The 20,742-nt window shown below is 72.6% G+C and carries 4 protein-coding genes; 2 read left to right on the top strand and 2 right to left on the bottom strand.

Annotation, left to right across the window (positions count from 1 at the left end; all coding sequences use genetic code 11):
* Nucleotides 1-2 precede the first annotated feature (2 nt).
* A complete protein-coding gene (locus QQ657_RS35135) occupies nt 3-1,061 on the bottom strand; it encodes a FecCD family ABC transporter permease (protein ID WP_284746620.1) in 1,059 nt (352 codons plus the stop codon).
* A gap of 1 nt (nt 1,062) precedes the next feature.
* Entirely contained in the window at nt 1,063-2,100 is a 1,038-nt protein-coding gene (locus tag QQ657_RS35130) for a FecCD family ABC transporter permease (RefSeq protein WP_284746619.1), read from the bottom strand.
* A gap of 136 nt (nt 2,101-2,236) precedes the next feature.
* Here QQ657_RS35130 and QQ657_RS35125 point away from each other — a divergent pair, with 136 nt between their 5' ends.
* Both QQ657_RS35125 and panD read left to right on the top strand, forming a co-directional pair.
* The gene (locus QQ657_RS35125) at nt 2,237-20,275 is read left to right on the top strand and encodes a non-ribosomal peptide synthetase (RefSeq protein WP_284746618.1); all 18,039 of its coding nucleotides are present in this window, start codon (nt 2,237-2,239) and stop codon (nt 20,273-20,275) included.
* Nucleotides 20,275-20,685, top strand: coding sequence for an aspartate 1-decarboxylase (gene panD, locus QQ657_RS35120; RefSeq protein ID WP_284746617.1), 411 nt, complete (start codon nt 20,275-20,277; stop codon nt 20,683-20,685). The genes QQ657_RS35125 and panD overlap by 1 nt, the downstream gene beginning before the upstream one ends.
* The last annotated feature ends 57 nt before the right edge of the window (nt 20,686-20,742 follow it).

Below are 20,742 nucleotides of genomic sequence, written 5' to 3'. Positions count from 1 at the left end.
TCTCAGCCTCCGGAGCCGGATCGGTTGGCCCTGGCCAGCAGCCAGAGCAGCAGCGGGGCGCCGAGCACGCCGGTCACGATGCCGACCGGGAGCGCCGACGCCGTCAGCGAGCGCGCGATGATGTCGCTGCCCAGCACCACGACCGCGCCGGTCAGCGCGGACGCCGTGATCGGCGGCGACGAAAGCCGGGCGAGGCGTTGCGCGATCTGCGGTGCGGTCAGCGCGACGAACGAGATCGGGCCCGCCGACGCCGTCGCGAACGCGACCAGGCCGGCGCCCGCGAGCAGCAGGCCGAGCCGGACCGGCTGCACCGGCGTGCCCAGCCCGGCGGCCACGTCGTCGCCGAGCAGCAGCGTCTGCATCCACCGCGACAGTGCCAGCACCACCGGGAACAGCACGACGAGCGCGGCGGACAGCGGCACGACGTGCTCCCAGCCGCGGTTGGCGAGGTTGCCGACCAGCCAGCCGATCGACGCCTGCGCGTCGGTGATCTGCGCCCGGCTCAGCAGGTAGTCGGTGAGGCTGGTGCACATCGCGAAGATGCCGATGCCCACCAGCAGGATCCGGTACCCGGTGGTGCCGCGCCGCCACGCCAGCGCGTAGACCAGCAGCGCGGTGAGCAGGCCGCCGAGGAGGCCGAGGGTGGTGGTGCCGAGGCCGCCGCCGAAGCCGAACGAGATCCCGGCGACCACGGCCGTCGCCGCGCCCGCGTTGATGCCGATCATGTCCGGGCTGGCCAGCGGGTTGCGGGTGATCGTCTGGAACACCGCGCCGGACGCGCCGAACGCGAGCCCGGCCAGCAGGCCGGTCAGCGCCCGCGGCAGGCGCAGCTCCTGCACGATGTAGCCGTTCCCGCTGTCACTGCTGCCGAACAGACCGGACAGCACGTCGGACACGGTCATCGGCACGTCGCCGATCGTCATGCCCACGCAGAACAGCACGAACGCGAGCACCGCGAGGACCACGGACACGAGCAGCAGCCGCGGCCGGACCCGCCCGGACACCGGCGGCCGCTCGAGGCGGAAGGTGACGCGGTCACGCTTCAGGTGCAGCAGGCTCATCTCAGGACTCCACGAGCTTGCGGCGGCGGACCAGGTAGATGAAGAACGGTGCGCCCAGGAACGCGACGATCACACCGGCGCGGATTTCGCTCGGCCGCGCCATGACCCGGCCGAGGATGTCCGCGGCGAGCAGCAGGCACGGCGCGAGGACCGCGGTGTAGGGCAGCAGCCAGCGGTGGTCCGGGCCGAGCACGAAGCGCACCGCGTGCGGGACGATCAGGCCGAGGAACACGATCGGCCCGGCGACGGCGACCGCGGCGCCGGTCAGCAGGGTGATCGCCAACGCGCCGCGCAGCCGCAGCGGGCCGAGCTTCCGGCCGAGCGCGATCGCGACGTCGTCACCGAGGGCCAGGCTGTTGAGCGCCGGGCCGCTCGCGATCGCCAGCACCACGCCGGCCACGAGGAACGGCAGGACCTGCAGCAACGCGGTCGCGTCCACACCGGAAAGCGAGCCGGCCGACCAGAAGCGGTAGCGGTTGAGCGCCACCGGGTCCGACAGCACCATCGCGCTGGTGAAGGACGAGAGCAGCGCCGTGACGGCGGCGCCGGCGAGCGCGAGCTTGACCGGGCTCGACCCGGCCCGCCCGCGCGTGCCGAGGTAGTAGACGACCGCCGTGGCGAGGAGCGCGCCGGCGAAGGCGAACCAGATGTAGCCGTAGAGCGAGCTGATCCCCAGCACGGTGATCGAGAAGACGATCGCGAACGCGGCCCCGGCGCTGACGCCGAGCAAGCCCGGGTCGGCCAGCGGGTTGCGGGTCAGCGCCTGCATCACCGTGCCGGCGAGCCCGAGGCCGGCGCCCACGAGGACCGCGAGCAGCGTCCGCGGCATCCGGACACTGTGGATGATCACCGCGTCCGCGGAGCCGTCGTCGTGCCACAGCACCTGCCAGACGGCACCGAACGAGATCTCCTTCGAGCCCAGCCAGATGCTCAGCAGGCACAGGAGGACGAGGACACCGAGGGCGGCCAGGAGGCCGAGTGCGCGGCCCGTGTGTGGCGGGCGTCGCGTGAGAGCGATCCCTCCGGGGTCTGTTCGCACCGCACCTCCGACTGGTACTCATTTTAGGTAAGGCTAACCGATGGTACAGCAGTGCGTTCTCACCCTCGGTTTGTTAGGTTGCCCTAAGTCCACGCCCGGTTCGGGGTGTCTTGAGCAGCAGGAGGCTGGTCTACCGGTGAGCAACGGTGACGCTGTGCAGCAGGTGGCGGAGCTCGGTTTCTGGCGTGCCCGCCTCGCCTCGGCGCCGAAGGAGCTCGCCCTGCCGGTCGACCGGCCGTACGCCGCCGAGCCCGTCCCGGCCCGGCTGTCCCGGCCGCTGCCGGCGGCCGACGAGCTGACCCTCCTCGCGGCGTTCACGGTGCTGCTGTCCCGGTACGCGGGAACCGCCGACGTCGTGCTCGGCCTCGGCTCGCTGGTGCCGCTGCGGGTCGACCTCGGTGGCTCGCCCGGCTTCGCGGACGTCGTCGCGCGTGTGCGCGAGGCGCGGGAACAGGCGTTGGCCCACCAAGTTCCGTTCGACGACCTGGTCGCCGAGGTGCGGCCCGAGCCCGGTCGCGGAGGATCGCTGCTGGTGAATGTCGGCTTCGGCGCCGAGACGGACCTGCCGCTCGACCTGAACCTGACCGAACACGGCGTGCACTACCGTGCCGACGTCCTCGACGAGTCCACCGTGGATCGCATGCTCGGGCACCTCGAGCACCTCCTGGCCGATGCCCGGAACCGTCCACAGTGGCCCGTCGAACGCCTGGACCTGATGCCGGAGCCGGAGCTGCACCGGATCCTTGAAGACTGGAACGACACCGACCTCGACACCCCCCTTTCGACCCTGCCGGAACTGTTCGCCGCTCGTGTCCGGGAGGCACCGGACGCCGTGGCGCTCGTCTTCGAGGACCAGGAGCTGACTTACGCCGAGCTGGACGCGCGCGCGAACCGGCTCGCCCACGTCCTGATCGGCCGCGGCGCCGGGCCGGAACGGGTCGTCGCGCTCGCCGTGCCGCGATCGATCGAGATGATCGTCGCCGAACTGGCCGTGCTCAAGGCCGGCGCCGCGTACCTGCCGCTGGACCCGGACTACCCGGCCGAGCGGATCGCGTTCATGGTGTCCGACGCTCGTCCGGTCTGTGTGGTGACCACCAGCGAACTCGCCGGCCGCTTCGACGGTGACGTCCTGCTGCTGGACGCGATCTCGTGGGAGCCGGCGTCCGACCCGGCCGCCGCGATCGTCCCGGCGAACGCGGCCTACGTCATCTACACCTCCGGCTCCACCGGCCGTCCCAAGGGCGTCGTGGTGTCGCACGCCGGTGTCGCCAAGCTCGTCGCGACGCAGGCGCAGCGGTTCGGGGTGGGCCCGCACAGCCGGGTGCTGCAGTTCGCGTCGCCGAGCTTCGACGTCGCGTTCTGGGACCTGTGCCTCGGCCTGCTTTCCGGCGGGCGCCTGGTGATCGTCCCCGCCGAGCGGCGCGTGCCGGGCCCGGAGCTGGCCGAGTACGCCCACGCCCAGGGCGTCGACTTCATGATCCTGCCGCCCGCGCTGCTCGCCGAGCTCCCCGACGACTGCGACCTGCCGCGCGACAGCGTGCTGCTGGCCGGGACGGAACGGGTGTCGCCGGAGCTGGTGCGCCGGTGGGCGCCGGGCCGCCGGATGTTCAACGCCTACGGCCCGACCGAGGCCACGACCAACTCGACGCTCGGGCTGTGCGACCCGCAGATCGCGCCCGGCTCGGCCGTGCCGATCGGCGTCCCGGACCCGGGGACCCGCGCGTACGTCCTCGACGCGTCCCTCGCGCCGGTGCCCATCGGCGTCGCCGGCGAGCTGTACCTCGCCGGCTCCGGCCTGGCACGCGGCTACCTCGGACGGCCGGGGCTGACGGCCGAGCGGTTCGTGGCCGACCCGTTCGGCTCGGGCGGCCGCCTCTACCGCACCGGCGACCTCGTGAAGTGGCTCCCGGACGGCCGCCTCGTGTTCCTCGGCCGCGCCGACGACCAGATCAAGATCCGCGGCTACCGCATCGAGCTCGGCGAGATCGAGTCCGTGCTCGCCGAGCACCCGCGCGTCGGCCAGTCGGTCGTCGTCGCCCAGGACGGCCGGCTCGTCGCCTACGCCGTGCCGGTGCCCGACCGCGACCAGGCGGCCGAGCAGGGCCACGTCGAGGAATGGCACGCCGTCCACGAGGAGATGCTCGCCGGTTCGACCGGCATCGAGGAGAACTTCGCCGGCTGGAACTCCAGCTACGACGGCTCCGACATCCCCCTGGATGAAATGCGGGAGTGGCACGCGGCGACCATCGAGCGGATCCGTGCGCTGAAGCCGAAGCGGGTGCTGGAGATCGGCGTCGGCAGTGGCTTGATCCTCTCCCGGATCGCGCCGGACGCCGAGACGTACTGGGGCGTCGACCTCTCCGAGAGCGCGATCGAGAACGTCCGGCGCGAGGTCGCCGCGATGCCCTTCGCCGACCGCGTGCACCTCGCCGCCCGCCCCGCGCACGACCTGGGCGAACTGCCGGCCGAGCCGTTCGACACCGTCATCATCAACTCGGTCGCGCAGTACTTCCCGAGCGCGGACTACCTCACCGAGGTCGTCCGGACCGCGGCCGGTCTCGTCCGGCCCGGCGGCACGATCTTCCTCGGCGACCTCCGCAACCTGCGCTCGCTGCGGGCCTTCCGCACCGCGGTCGAGCTGCGGCACGGCCGGGCCGACGTCGCGGCGGTCGACCAGGCGATCGCGCGCGAGGGCGAGCTGGTGCTCGACCCGGACTTCTTCCCGGCACTGGCCCGCGGCCTGGACGGCTTCGACGACGTCGACCTCTGGGCCAAGCGCGGCAGCGCGCACAACGAGCTGACCCGGCACCGCTACGACGTCGTCCTGCGGAAGGCACCGAAGCCGGACGCGGCCGACGAGCAGGTCGTCGCCTACGGCGATCTCGGGGCGGTGGAACGGTTCCTGGCCACGGAGACGCCCGGTCGGCTGCGCGTGACCGGGATCCCGGACGCTCGCCTGTCCGGTGAGCTGGCGGCGGTGCGTGCTCTCGACGAAGGGGATACCGAAGCCGCACTGGCCGCCCTCGACCGCCGTGACGGCGTCGACGTCGAAGCCCTGCACCGGCTCGGCGACCGCACCGGGTACCGGGTCGCGGTGACCTGGGCCGCCGAGGGCGGGACGCTGGAGGCCGTCTTCTCGAGGGGGGAGGACGGCCCCGCGTACCGCCCGGGGCGGCAGACCGGCACACCCGCGTCGTACGCGAACAACCCGGCGGCCCGGCGGGAGACCGGTGCGCTGGTGGCGTCGCTGCGCGCGCACGTGCGGGACCGGCTGCCGCTGTACATGGTGCCCTCGGCGTTCGTCGTGCTGGACAAGCTGCCGGTGCTCGCCTCGGGCAAGCTCGACCGCAAGGCCCTGCCGAGCCCGGAGCGGTTCACCGCCGGGCCGGGCCGCGCGCCACGAAACCCCGTCGAACAGCTGCTGTGCGAGATGTTCGCCGACGTCCTCGGCGTGCCGCAGGCCGGCCCGGACGACGACTTCTTCGCCCTCGGCGGGCATTCGCTGCTGGCGACGCGCCTGATCCAGCGCATCCGCGCGGCCGTCGGCGCCGAGGTGCCGGTGCGGGCGGTGTTCGACGCGTCGACCCCCGCCGCGCTGGCGGAACTGCTGGCCGGGGCGGTGACCGGTACCGAGCGGCGCCCGCTCGCCCGCGTCACCGAGCGGCCCGAACGGCTGCCGCTGTCGTTCGCGCAGCAGCGGCTCTGGTTCCTGCACGGCCTGGAAGGCGGGTCGGCGACCTACAACGTCCCGCTCGTCATGCGGCTCGCGGGCGAGCTGGACGTCGAGGCGCTGCGGACCTCCCTGCACGACGTCCTCGACCGGCACGAGGCGCTGCGGACGGTGTTCCCGACCGCCGATGGCGTGCCGTACCAGCAGGTCCTGGCCGAAGCCACGGTGGAGCTGACCGTCCGTGAGCTACCGGAGTCCGCAGTGGACTCCGCGGTGGACGGCCTGGTCCGCGGTGTGTTCGACCTCGGCGCCGGCGTTCCGGTGCGGGCCGCGCTGCTGACCGTCGACGCGCGGCGGCACGTGCTGGTCCTCGTCGTGCACCACATCGCCGCCGACGGCTGGTCGCTGGCCCCGCTCTGGCGCGACATCGCCACGGCCTACCGCGCCCGGCTCCGCGGCGAAGCTCCACAGTGGACGCCGTTGCCCGTGCAGTACGCGGACTACACGCTCTGGCAGCGTGAACTCCTCTCCGCCGAAGAGACGACGCAGCTCGACTACTGGCGCACGGCACTCGACGGCCTGCCCGAGCGCATCCCGCTGCCGCTCGACCGGCCGCACCCGGCGGTGTCGGCCTACCGCGGCGAGTTCTTCACCTTCGCCTGGGACGCCGGTTTGCAGGCGGGCCTGGCCGACCTGGCGCGAGCGTGCGGCGCCAGCCCGTTCATGGTCGTGCACGCGGGTCTGACCGCCCTGCTCTCGCGGCTCGGCGGCGGAACCGACATCCCCATCGGCACGCCGATCGCCGGCCGGACCGACCAGGCCCTGGATGATCTCGTCGGCTTCTTCGTCAACACCCTGGTGCTGCGCGTCGACACCGGCGGCGACCCGTCGTTCCGTGACCTCGTGGCCCGGGTGCGGGACCGCAGCCTCGATGCGTACGCCCACCAGGACGTGCCGTTCGAGCGGCTGGTCGAAGCGCTGAACCCGGCGCGGTCCCTGGCGCACCACCCGCTGTTCCAGACCATGCTCGCGTGGCAGAACACCCCCGGCGCCGGCGTCGAACTGCCCGGGCTGACCGTCACCGAGCGGCCCGTCGGCACCGGCACGGCCAAGTTCGATCTCTGGTTCTCCCTCACCGAGCGCGCCGACGGCATCCACGGCCAGGCCGAGTTCAACGCCGAGGTGTTCGACCACGCCACCGTCACCGGCCTGCTCGACCGCCTCGAAGTCCTGCTGCGCCAGGTCGTCTCCACGCCCGACCGCCGGCTCGGCAGCCTCGACGTCCTGACCCCGGCGGAGCGTGACGCCCTGCCCGCGGTCTGGTCGGGGGCTGCCGCGGACGTCCCCGCGGTCACCGTGCCCGAACTGTTCGCCGCCCAGGTCGCGCGGACGCCGGACGCCACGGCGCTCGTCTTCGAGGACGAAGAGCTGACCTACGCCGAGCTGGACGCCGTCTCGAACCGCCTCGCCCGCGTTCTCGCCGAGCGCGGTGCCGGGCCCGAGCGCGTCGTCGCGTTGGCACTGCCGCGCTCGACGCACCTGGTCACGACCATCCTCGCCGTGCTCAAGACCGGTGCGGCCTACCTGCCGCTCGACCCCGGCTACCCGGCCGAGCGCATCGCGTTCATGCTCGAAGATGCGGAACCGGCACTGGTGCTGTCCACCGCCGACGACCTGGAACTCCTCGACGGAGTTTCGGACGCTCCGCTCGACGTCGTACTCCGGCCCGAGAACCCCGCGTACGTCATCTACACCTCCGGTTCGACGGGCCGGCCCAAGGGCGTCGTCGTGCCGCACGCGGGCATCGTCAACCGGCTGCTGTGGATGCAGGACGAGTACGGCCTGACCGGCGACGACCGGGTCCTGCAGAAGACGCCGTCCAGCTTCGACGTCTCCGTCTGGGAGTTCCTCTGGCCGCTGATCACCGGGGCCACCGAGGTCGTCGCCCGGCCGGACGGCCACAAGGACCCGGCCTACCTCGCCCGGCTGATCCGCGACCGCGGGGTCACGACCGTCCACTTCGTCCCGTCGATGCTCCAGGTGTTCCTGCAGGAGCCGGCCGCGGGGGAGTGCACGAGCCTGCGCCGGGTCCTGTGCAGCGGCGAAGCCCTGCCGGCCGACGCGGTCGTCCAGTTCGGTCAGGTCCTGGACGCCGAGTTGCACAACCTTTACGGCCCCACGGAAGCCTCGGTCGACGTCACTTCGTGGCGGACGTCCACCGAGGACACGTCCATCCCGATCGGACGTCCGGTGTGGAACACCCGGACCTACGTTCTCGACGCCGCCTTGCGCCCGGTACCGCCGGGTACTCCCGGCGAGCTGTACCTCGCCGGCGTCCAGCTGGCCCGCGGGTACCTCGGCCGCCCTGGGCTGACCGCCGAACGGTTCGTCGCTTCGCCGCATCAGCCGGGGGAGCGGATGTACCGCACCGGCGACCTCGCCCGCTTCCGTCCCGACGGCGTCCTCGAGTTCCTCGGTCGCGGCGACGAGCAGATCAAGATCCGTGGCTTCCGCGTCGAACCGGGCGAGATCGCCGCGACCCTCGCCACGCACGACGACGTCGCGCACGCCGTGGTCGTGGCCCGCGAGGACCGCCCGGGCGACGTCCGGCTGGTGGGGTACGTCGTGCCCGCCGAACCGACAGCACTGGACGAGACCGAGCAGGTCGGCGAGTGGCGCGAACTGTACGACTCGATGTACGCGGGCGCCGCCGACGAGTTCGAAGGCTGGAACTCCAGCTACACCGGCGACCCGATTCCCCGGGCCGAGATGCGGGAGTGGCGGGACGCCATCGTCACGCGGATCCGGTCGCTGAAGCCGAAGCGGGTGCTGGAGATCGGCGTCGGCACCGGCCTGCTGCTGACCGAGCTGGCCCCGCACTGCGAGACGTACTGGGGCACGGACTTCTCCGCCGAGGTCATCTCTTCGCTGGGCGAGCGGGTCGCCGCCGACCCGGCGCTCGCCGATCGCGTCGAACTGCGTACCGGCGACGCCGCGGACCTGTCCGGACTGCCGTCCGGCTTCTTCGACACCATCGTGCTCAACTCCGTCGTCCAGTATTTCCCGAGCGGGACGTACTTGCTGGAGGTGCTGCGCAAGGCCCTCGAGCTACTCGCGCCGGGTGGGTCACTGTTCGTCGGCGATGTCCGCGACCTGCGCCAGGTCCGCGCCTTCCACACGGCGGTGGCCGAAGCGCGTGGGGGCGACGTCGAGCAGAACCTCCTGCGGGAGAAGGAACTCCTGGTCGCACCCGAATTCTTCGCCGGGCTCGACGGGGTCGCCGCGGACATCCGGGTCAAGCGCGGCCGGGCGGTCAACGAGCTGACCCGATACCGCTACGACGTGGTCCTGCGCCCCGGCTCGGCCGTGGCACCCGAGGTCCCCGCGCTCGTGTGGGGCACCGATCTCTCCACTGTGGACGAGGTCGCCGGTCCGAGCCGGATCGAACGCGTTCCGAACGGCCGCACCGCGCCGGGCGGAGTGAACCCTGAAGACTGGTACGCATTCGGTGACGCGCACGGCTACCGCACGGTCGTCACCTGGTCCGCCGAGGGCGACGGTTCCGTCGATGTCGTGTTCACGACCGGCGAGACCGCCGGCGCGTTCCGGCCCGGGGTGGACCCGCTGCTCTCGTACACCGGCAACCCCGGCCGTTTCCGCCGGATCAGCACCCTCACCGCGGACCTGCGGACCCTCGCCGCCGACCGGCTGCCGGAGCACATGGTGCCGTCGGCGATCGTGGTCCTCGACGCGCTCCCGGTGACGGCCAACGGCAAGCTCGACCGCCGCGCCCTGCCGTCACCCGACCCCGTCGCGCCGACGTCCGACCGCGAGCCGCGCACGCCTGCCGAACGGCAGTTGTGCGAGCTGTTCGCCGACGTCCTCGGCCTGCCGCGGGTCGGCCCGGACGACAGCTTCTTCGCCCTCGGCGGCCACTCGCTGCTGGCCACCCGGCTGATCGCCCGCATCCGCACGACGCTGAACGCCGAGCTCGAAGTCCGGTCGGTGTTCGAGACGCCCACCGCCGCCGGCCTCGCCGCCCTGGTCGGTGTCGGGACCGGGACCGCGCGGCCCGAGCTGGTCCCGATGGACCGGCCCGCGCTCGTGCCCCTGTCCGGCGCGCAGCAGCGGCTGTGGTTCCTGCACCACCTCGAAGGCCCTTCGGCCACCTACAACGTCCCGCTGATCATGCGCCTGGAAGGTGACGTCGACGTCGAGGCGCTGCGCACTGCACTGTCCGATGTGGTCGCCCGGCACGAAGCGCTGCGGACGCGTTTCCCGCAGCACGACGGCGTTCCGTACCAGGACATCCTCCCGGCCGGAGAGATCGCCCTGCCGGTGCGGGACGTCACGAACCTCGACGCCGAACTGACCGGACTGGTCCGCGGCTCGTTCGATCTGGAACAGCAGGCGCCGATGCGCGTGGAGCTGCTGCGGCTGAGTGAACGCGAGCACGTCCTGGCGCTGGTGTTCCACCACATCGCCTCCGACGGCTGGTCGATGGCCCCGCTCTGGCGTGACATCGCCACGGCCTACGCGGCCCGGCGCAACGGCGACGCTCCACAGTGGACCCCACTGCCGGTGCAGTACGCGGACTACACGTTGTGGCAGCAGGATCTCCTCGGCGCGGAAGACGACCCGGACAGTGTGCTCAGCACGCAGCTGGACTACTGGCGCGACACCCTGGACGGCCTGCCCGACCGCATCGAGCTGCCCCTGGACCGCCCGCACCCGGCGACCGCGACCTTCCGCGGCGAGCTGCACACCTTCACCTGGGACGCGGACCTTCACACGCGCCTGGCCGAGCTGGCGCGGGAGTCCGGCGCCAGCGTGTTCATGGTCGTCCACGCAGCCCTCGCCGCCCTGCTCACCCGGCTGGGCGCGGGCACCGACGTCCCGATCGGCTCACCGATCGCCGGCCGCACCGACCAGGCCCTCGACGACCTCGTCGGGTTCTTCGTCAACACCCTCGTGTTGCGCGTCGACACCGGCGGCGAGCCGTCGTTCCGCGACCTCGTCGCGCGGGTCCGCGAGCGCAACCTCGACGCGTACGCCCACCAGGACGTCCCCTTCGAACGGCTCGTCGAGGTGCTCAACCCGGCGCGGTCGCTGTCCTACCACCCGCTGTTCCAGGTGATGATCGCCGGGCAGAACAACACCCGCGCCGACGTCACCCTGCCCGGCCTGACCGTCACCGAGATCCCGGTGACCACCGGGACGTCCAAGTTCGATCTGGCGATCTCGCTGACCGAGCGCGACGCCGGGATCGCGGGCGTCCTGGAGTTCAACGCGGACGTCTTCGACCACCCGGGCGCCGATGCGATCCTGCGCCGCCTCGAAGTGCTGCTGCGCGCCGCGCTGGCGGAGCCGGACCGCCCGGTCGGCGCCCTGGACCTCCTGGACGGCGACGAGCGCGACCGGGTCCTGACCGAGTGGGCCGGGGCGCTCGAGCCCGCGGGTACCGAGACGTTCCCCGGCCTGTTCGCCCGTCGCGTGGCCGAGGCGCCGGACGCGATCGCGCTCGTCTTCGAGGACGTCGAGCTGACGTACGCCGAGGTGAACGCGCGCGCCAACCGGCTCGCGCACCTGCTCCTCGAACGCGGTGCCGGGCCCGAGCGGGTCGTCGCGCTGGCCGTGCCGCGGTCGGTCGACATGATCGTCGCGGAGCTGGCCGTGCTCAAGGCCGGCGCCGCGTACCTCCCGATCGACGTCGACTACCCCGGCGACCGGATCACCTACATGGTCGAGGACGCCCGCCCGGTCTGCGTCGTCACGACCCGCGAGATCGACGCGAAGCTCCCGGCGGACGTTCCTCGCGTGCTCCTCGAAGACCCGGCCCTCGACGGGATGTCCACAGTGGACCCCGCAGTCGCGGTGCAGCCGGAGAACGCGGCCTACGTGATCTACACGTCCGGCTCCTCCGGCCGGCCGAAGGGCGTCGTCCTCCAGCACTCGGGCGTCGCGAAGCTGGTCGCCACCCAGGTCGACCGGTTCGGGATCGGGCCGCACAGCCGGGTCCTGCAGTTCGCGTCGCCGAGCTTCGACGTCGCCTTCTGGGACCTCTGCCTGGGCCTGCTCTCCGGCGGCCGCCTCGTCGTGGTCCCGGCCGAGCGCCGGGTCGCCGGGCTCGCGCTGACCGAGTACGCGCACCAGCACGGCGTGGACTTCATGATCCTCCCGCCCGCGCTGCTCGACGCCCTGCCCGCGGACTGCGACCTCCCGCGCGACAGCGTCCTGCTCGCCGGCACCGAACGCGTGTCGCCGGAGCTGATCCGGCGGTGGGCACCGGGCCGCCGGATGTTCAACGCCTACGGCCCGACCGAGGCCACCACCAACTCGACGCTCGGCGAAAGCGACCCGGTCGAGCTGGCGGACGCGACCGTCGTCCCGATCGGCATCCCCGACCCCGGCACGCGGGCCTACGTGCTCGACGCCGGGCTGCGGCCGGTCCCACCCGGCGTGGTGGGGGAGCTGTACCTCGCCGGCTCGGGCCTGGCCCGCGGGTACCTCGGGCGCGCCGCGCTGACATCGGAACGGTTCGTCGCCGACCCGTTCGGCTCGAGCGGCCGGCTCTACCGCACCGGTGACCTGGTGAAGTGGCTGCCGGACGGGCGCCTCGTCTTCCTGGGCCGCGCGGACGACCAGGTCAAGATCCGCGGCTACCGCATCGAACCGGGCGAGATCGAAGCCGTGCTCACCGAGCACCCGGCGGTCGGGCAGTCCGTCGTCCTCGCGCAGGACGGCCGGCTCATCGCCTACGCCGTCCCGGCGGCCGGGCGCGACGAAGAGGCCGAGCTGGACCACGTCGGCGAATGGCGCGAGCTGCACGAGAACGTCTTCACCGAGGCGGCGGCCGGCGGCCTGGAGGAGAACTTCACCGGCTGGAATTCCAGCTACGACGGCACCGAGATCCCCCTCGGCGAGATGCGCGAGTGGCACGCGGCCACGATCGACCGCATCCGTGCGCTCAAGCCGAAGCGGGTCCTCGAGATCGGCGTCGGGTCGGGGCTGATCCTGTCCCGGATCGCGCCGGACGCAGAGGAGTACTGGGGCGTCGACCTGTCCGAGAAGGCGATCGCCAACCTCCGGCGGGAGCTCGCGGCGACGCCGTTCGCGGACAAGGTCCACGTGGCGGCCCGCCCCGCGCACGACCTCGGGGACCTGCCGGACGAGCCGTTCGACACGGTGATCATCAACTCGGTCGCGCAGTACTTCCCGAGCGTCGACTACCTCGCCGAGGTCGTCCGCACAGTGACTGCCCATGTCCGGCCGGGCGGGGTGATCTTCCTCGGCGACATCCGAAACCTGCGCTCGCTGCGGGCGTTCCGGACGGCGACCGAACTGCGCCACGGCCGTCGCGACGCCGCCGCGGTCGACCAGGCCATCGCGCGCGAGGGCGAACTCGTGCTCGATCCGGACTTCTTCACGGCACTGGCCCGTAGCCTGGATGGCTTCGACGACGTCGACCTGTGGGTCAAGCGCGGTCAGGCGCACAACGAGCTGACCCGGCACCGCTACGACGTCGTCCTGCGGAAGGCACCCAAGCCGGGACCGGTCGAGGAGGACGTCGTCGCGTTCACCTCGCTCGGCGAGCTGGAACGCCTGCTGTCCGAGCACCCGGCCCGGCTGCGCGTCACCGGTGTGCCGGACGCGCGGCTTTCCGGCGAACTCGCCGCCGTCGCCGCACTCGCCGAGGGAGACGCCGACGCTGCGCTGTCCGCGTTGGACGCCGATCCGTCCGGGGTGGACCTCGAGACGCTGCAGGAGCTCGGCGCCCGCCAGGGTTACCGCACCTTCGCGGCACCGGTGAGCGAGGGCACTCTCGAAGTCGTGTTCACCACCGGCGAGCCGACGCGGATCCACCGCGCCCGCCCGGTCCGGGCCGCCCTGGACACGCTGGGCAACCACCCGGCCGGGCAGCGCGACACCAGCGCCCTCGTCTCGGCCCTGCGGGCCCACGTCCGCGACCGGCTGCCGCAGTACATGGTGCCGTCCGCGTTCGTCGTCCTCGACCGGTTGCCGCTGCTCGCCTCGGGCAAGCTCGACCGGCGGGCGCTGCCGAGCCCGGACAAGCAGGCCGTCACCGCCGGCCGAGCGCCGCGGACACCTGTCGAAGAGGTCCTGTGCGGCCTGTTCGCCGAGGTCCTCGACGCCGCGTCGATCGGCGTCGACGACGACTTCTTCGCCTTGGGCGGGCACTCGCTCATGGCGACGCGCCTGGTCGCGCGGCTGCGCGCGGTGTTCGGCGTCGAGCTGCAGGTGCGGTCCGTGTTCGAAACGCCGACGGTCGCCGGACTGGCCGCGTTGCTGTCCACTTCGGACTCATCGGCCGCCCGGCCCGCGCTGGAACGGGTCGAGCCGCGGCCGGACGTGCTGCCGCTGTCGTTCGCCCAGCAGCGACTGTGGTTCCTCCACCGCCTGGAGGGCCCGTCCGCGACGTACAACATGCCGACCGCGGTCCGGCTGACCGGTGACCTCGACGTCTCCGCGTTGAAGCTCGCCTTGTCCGATGTGGTCGAACGCCACGAAGCCCTGCGCACGATCTTCCCGGAGATCGACGGCGAAGCCCGCCAGCAGATCCTCGGCGACGTCACGATCCCGCTGCCGACGCGCACGGTCACCGAGACCACGCTCGCCGACGCTGTGTCGGAAGCGGCCCGCACGGTGTTCGAGCTGGAGTCGGAGATCCCGCTGCGCGCCGAACTACTGCGGCTGGGCGCCCGCGAGCACGTCTTGGTGCTGGTGTTCCACCACATCGCGTCGGACGGCTGGTCGACCGCGCCGCTGTGGCGTGACCTCGCGACGGCCTACACCGCCCGGCAGTCCGATGACGTTCCACAGTGGACCCCGCTTCCGGTCCAGTACGCGGACTACACGCTGTGGCAGCGCGACGTCCTCGACGAGCCGGTCATCGAACCACAGCTGGCCTACTGGCGTGACGCCCTCGCCGATCTGCCGGAACGGATCGAGCTGCCGACCGACCGGCCGCACCCGGCCGAATCGTCCTACCGGGGCGAGCAGTTCGCCTTCGGCTGGGACGCCGAGCTCCACAGTGGACTCGTCGACTTGGCCCGTGCCTGTGGGGCCAGCGTGTTCATGGTCGTGCACGCCGGGCTCACCGCCGTGCTCACCCGGCTCGGCGCGGGCACCGACATCCCGCTCGGCACGTCCATCGCCGGGCGCACCGACCAGGCCCTCGACGACCTCGTCGGCTTCTTCGTCAACACCCTCGTGCTGCGCGTCGACACCGGCGGCGACCCGTCGTTCCGGGACCTCGTCGCCCGCGTGCGGGACCGCAGCCTCGACGCCTACGCCCACCAGGACGTCCCGTTCGAGCGGCTGGTCGAAGCGCTGAACCCGGCGCGCTCGCTCGCGTACCACCCGCTGTTCCAGACGATGCTGGCCTGGCAGAACAACGCCGTCGCCGACCTCGCGCTGCCCGGCCTGACCGTCGCGGAGGAACCGGTCCGCACCGGCACGGCCCGCGCCGACCTGACGTTCTTCGTCGGCGAGCGGCCCGGCAGCCGGACCGGGATCCGCGGCACCGCGGAGTACAACAGCGACGTCTTCGACCGAGCGAGCGTCGAAGCGATCCTCGACCGGCTCCGGTTGCTGTTGGAAGCCGTCGTCACCGATCCGGACACGCGGATCGGCGCGGTCGACCTGCTCACCGACGCCGAGCACGACCAGCTCGCTCCCGCCCCCGCGACGCCGCTTCCCGCGGAGACGGCTGCCGGGCTGTTCTCGGCCCAGGTAGCACGGACCCCGGACGCCACCGCGCTGGTGTTCGGCTCGGAGCGGCTCACCTACGCGGAACTGGACACGCGAGCCACGACGCTCGCCCGGGCGTTGCTCGCACGCGGTGCGGGGCCGGAACGCGTGGTGGCCGTGGCACTGCCGCGGTCGGCCGACTTGGTCGTCGCTCTCCTGGCGGTGCTCAAGACCGGGGCCGCCTACCTGCCGCTCGACCTGAACCACCCGGCCGAGCGCGTCGAGCTGATGCTGACCGACGCCGCTCCGCACCTGGTCGTCGCCGAAGAAGGCTTCGGGGATCGGCTGGTGCGACCCGGCGACACCGGGCCCGAACCGGGGTGGCCGTCGATCAGCCCGGACAACCCGGCGTACGTGATCTTCACGTCCGGCTCCACGGGACGCCCGAAGGCCGTCGCCGGCACCCAGCGCGCGCTGGCCAACCGGCTGCACTGGGGCCGGGACGTCGCCCAAGGCGTGCGTGTGGCCAAGAGCGCGCTGACGTTCATCGACGGCTCGACGGAACTGCTCGGCGGGCTCGTCGCGGGCGACCCGGTGGTCCTCGCCGACGACGCGACGGCCACCGACCCGCACGCGCTCGCCGAACTCGTGCGGACGTCCGGTGCCGAGGTCCTGACCGTCGTCCCGAGCCTCCTCGACAGCTTCACCGAGGACGCCTCGGCTGACGCGTTCGCCTCGGTGACCACGTGGATCACCAGTGGCGAGCCGCTTTCCGGCGCACTGGCCGAGAAGGTGGCCCGGCGGTGGCCGTCGGCGAAGCTGGTCAACCTGTACGGCTGTTCCGAAGCCGCGGGCGACAGCCTGGCCCAGGTCTGCGGGCCGGTGGCCATCGGACGGCCGGTCGCGAACACCCGCGCGTACGTCCTCGACGGCGCCCTGCGGCCGGTGCCGCCCGGCGTCCGTGGCGAGCTGTACCTGGCCGGTGCCGGGCTCGCGCGGGGTTACCTCGGCCGGCCGGCGCTCAGCGCGGAACGGTTCGTCGCCTCGCCGTTCGAACCGGGGGAGCGGATGTACCGCACCGGCGACCTGGTCCGCCGCCGCACCGATGGCGCGCTCGAGTTCGTGGGCCGCGCGGACCAGCAGATCAAGATCCGCGGGTTCCGCGTCGAGCCGGGCGAGGTCGAAACCGCGCTGACGGCCGACGCCTCCGTGGCACGCGCAGCGGTGATCGCCCGCGACAACCGCTTGATCGCCTACGTCGCACCGTCGGGCGATCCGGCCGCGCTACGAGCATCACTGACCGCGCGGTTGCCGGAGTACCTGGTGCCGTCGGCGATCGTGGTGCTGCCGGAGCTACCGCTGAACGCCAACGGCAAGCTCGACCGCGCCGCCCTGCCGGATCCCGAGGTCCGGACCTCGGGTCGCGTCGCGCGGACCCCGTCCGAGCAGGCGCTGTGCGACCTGTTCGCCGACGTCCTGGGCGTGCCGCAGGTCGGCCCGGACGACGGGTTCTTCACCCTCGGCGGGCATTCCCTGCTGGCGACGCGGCTGGTCAGCCGGATCCGCGCGCTGCTCGGCGTCGAGGTCCCGATCCGGGCGGTGTTCGACGCGCCCACCCCGGCCCGCCTGGCCGAACTCCTCGACCCGGGGCGGCAAAGCCGTCCGGCGCTCGTGCCGGTCGAGCGGCCCGAGGTGCTGCCGCTGTCGTTCGCCCAGCAGCGGCTGTGGTTCCTCGACCGCCTCGACGGGTTGAGCGCGACCTACAACATCCCCTGGGCGTGGGAGCTGACCGGACCGGTCGACGCCGACGCGCTGCGAGCCGCGCTCGGCGATGTCGTCGCCCGGCACGAAATCCTCCGGACGATCCTGGTCGAGGATCACGGCACGCCGAGCCAGGTGGTGCTGGCGCCGGACGACGACCGCGCCCGGCCGGTGCTGGTCACGGAGACGGCGGCAGACCTCGGCGAGAGCGTCACCGCCGCGGCGTCGTACTGCTTCACCCTCGACGCCGAAATCCCGGTCCGCGCGACACTCGTGTCGTTCGGGCCCGACCGGCACGTGTTCGTGCTGCTGGTGCACCACATCGCCGGCGACGGCTGGTCGCTGCCGCCGTTGAAGCGCGACCTCGACACCGCGTACGCCGCGCGGCTGCGCGGTGAAAGTCCACAGTGGACTCCGTTGCCGGTGCAGTACGCGGACTACACGCTGTGGCAGCGCGAAATGTTCGGTCGCGCGGACGACCCGGACAGTCTGCTCGGCCGGCAGGCGGCGTTCTGGCGGGACACCCTCGCCGGGATCGCGGACGAGCTGGCGCTCCCGGCCGACCGGCCCCGCCCGGCGCGGTCGACCAACCGCGGCGCCGCCGTGCCGGTCACCGTGCCCGCCGACGTCCACCGCGGTCTGCGCGACCTGGCCCACAGCAGCGACACCAGCACGTTCATGGTGCTGCAGGCCGCGCTCGCGGCGTTGCTGACGCGGCTCGGCGCGGGCACCGACATCCCGCTCGGCACCCCGGTCGCCGGGCGCACCGACCACGCGCTGGAGGACCTCGCCGGGTTCTTCGTCAACACCCTGGTCCTGCGCACCGACACCGACGGCGACCCGACGTTCCGGGAGCTCCTGGCCCGCGTCCGTGAGGCCGACCTGGCGGCGTACGCCCACCAGGACCTGCCGTTCGAGCACCTCGTCGAGCTGCTCAACCCCGCCCGGTCCCTGGCCCGGCACCCGCTGTTCCAGGTCATGCTCGCCGTCTACCACTCGGGTTCGGAGCCGGAGCGGCTGCTCGGCCTCGACGCGTCCTATCGGGACACCGGGCTGCGGCAGGCGAAGTTCGACCTGTCCTTCGACCTCGTCGAGACCCCCGAGGGCATCGAGGGCGACCTCGAGTTCAGCCTCGACCTGTTCGACGAGCCGACCGCCCGGACGCTCACCGAGCGCCTGGTGCGGCTGATGACGGCCGTCGTCGCCGACCCGGACCGGCCGCTGAGCCGGATCGACGTCCTCGACGCGGCGGAACGGCACCGGATCGTCGCCGAGTGGGGCTCGGGCGAGCCGCTGACGACGTCCGCGCCGACGGTCGTCGACCGGCTGGCGGCGCAGGTGGCGGCGACGCCGGGCGCGACCGCGCTGAGCGACGCGGATTCGAGCGTCACCTTCGCGGAGTTCGCGCTGCGGACCGACCGCCTGGCCCGCTGGCTGGCCTCGCGGGGCGCGGGTCCCGAGAAGGTCGTAGCGCTCGTGCTGCCGCGGTCCGCGGCCGTCGTCGAGGCGATCTTCGGTGTGTTCAAGGCGGGCGCGGCGTACCTGCCGGTGGACCCGGACCAGCCGGCCGACCGGATCTCGGCGATCCTCGCCGACGCCGGTGCCGCATTGGTGTTGACGAGCCGCGCCCTGGCCTCGCCGGTTGCCGGCGCACTGTTCGTCGAGGACTTGCTTGAGGACACAGTGGACAGTGACACGGCGCTGACCCTGCCGTCGCCCGCGAACCCGGCGTACGTGCTGTACACGTCCGGCTCCACGGGCAAGCCCAAGGGCGTCGTCATCCCGCACTCGGGGCTGGTGAACCTGTTCCACAGCCACCGCGAGACGCTGTACCGCCCGGCGGTCGCGGCGGCGGGCGGGCGACGGCTGCGGGTCGGGCACGCGTGGGCGTTCTTCTTCGACGCCTCCTGGCAGCCACAGCTGTGGCTGCTGGACGGGCACGAGGTGCACGTCGTCGACGACGACACTCGCCGCGACCCCGACCGGCTGGCCGCGGTGGTGCGCGAGCGCGGCCTCGACTTCCTGGAGCTCACGCCGTCGCACTTCGCGCAGCTGGCCGCGGCCGGGGTCGTCGAAGACGGGAAGTGCGCCCTCGGTGTCGTCGGCGTCGGCGGTGAAGCGGTGTCCCAGACGCTGTGGGAGTCGCTGCGGTCGATGCCGGGGACGGCGGCGTACAACCTCTACGGCCCGACCGAGGCGACCGTGGACGCGCTCGTCGGCCGGTTCGCCGACGCGGACCGGCCGGTGATCGGCCGCCCGGTGCACAACGCCCGCGCGTACGTCCTCGACAGTGGCCTGACGCCGGTTCCGGCCGGCGTACCCGGCGAGCTGTACCTGGCCGGCGCCGGGCTGGCCCGCGGCTACCACGAGCGTCCCGCGCTCACCGCCGAGCGGTTCGTCGCTTCGCCGTTCGAGCCGGGGGAGCGCATGTACCGCACCGGCGACCTGGTGCGGTGGCGGCCCGACGGGCAACTCGAGTACCTCGGCCGCACCGACGACCAGGTCAAGATCCGCGGCTTCCGGATCGAGCCGGGCGAGATCGAGACGGCCTTGGCGCGCCACGACGACGTCGAGCAGGCGCTCGTCGTCGTCCGGGAAGACCGGGACAAGCGCCTGGTCGCCTACACCACCCCGGCGCACGCGGATCCGGTGCGGCTGCGGGAGTTCGTCGCCCGGTCGCTGCCGGAGTACATGGTGCCCGCGGCGATCGTCCCCCTGGAAGCGTTCCCCGTGACGCCCAACGGGAAGCTCGACAAGGCCGCCCTGCCGGTGCCCGAGTTCGAGACTCGCGGCCGGGCCCCCGAAACACCCCTGGAGAAGGCCCTCTGCGAAGTCTTCGCGGAGGTCCTGGACGTCGCCGCGGTCGGCGCCGACGACGACCTGTTCGCTCTCGGCGGGCATTCGATGCTGCTGGTGGTCCTGCGCACCCGGATCACCGAGCGGCTCGGGACCGAGCTCCCGATCGCCGAGTTCTTCCGTACCCCCACCGCGGCCGGGCTCGCCGCCCTGCTGACCGAAACCCGAGGAAACTGATGCAGCGCACCCTGATGAACGCCAAGATCCACCGCGCCACGGTGACCCAGGCCGACCTGCACTACGTCGGGTCCCTGACCATCGACGCCGACCTGATGGCCGCCGCGGACATCGTCGAAGGCGAACGGGTCCAGATCGTCGACATCTCCAACGGCGCCCGCCTGGAGACCTACGCGATCACCGGCGAGCCCGGGACCGGCGTGATCGGGATCAACGGCGCCGCGGCGCACCTCGTGCACCCCGGCGACCTCGTCATCATCATCACCTACGCCCAGGTCGACGAGGCCGAACGCGCCGGGCACCGGGCGCGCGTGGTGCACGTCGACGCCGACAACCGCCAGGTCCACCTGGGCCACGACCCGGCCGAGCCGGTGCCCGGCGCGCAAGCCCAGTTGTCGGGCCGGAATTGACGTAGGTGGGCGTGGACACAGGTCGGTCGCGGTGGTTGCTTTTGGCAGCCTCACCTA

This window comes from Amycolatopsis ponsaeliensis (genome assembly GCF_030182635.1).
In the GTDB taxonomy this organism is placed as follows: domain Bacteria; phylum Actinomycetota; class Actinomycetes; order Mycobacteriales; family Pseudonocardiaceae; genus Amycolatopsis; species Amycolatopsis ponsaeliensis.
Note: the sequence above shows the minus strand (reverse complement) of the source record. Positions and strands in the feature narration are given on the sequence as shown.

What these genes read in the sequence shown, in the direction of transcription:
- panD (WP_284746617.1), top strand. Translation starts at nt 20,275, where the DNA reads ATGCAGCGCACCCTGATGAACGCCAAGATCCACCGCGCCACGGTGACC.
- QQ657_RS35135 (WP_284746620.1), bottom strand. Translation starts at nt 1,061, where the DNA reads ATGAGCCTGCTGCACCTGAAGCGTGACCGCGTCACCTTCCGCCTCGAG.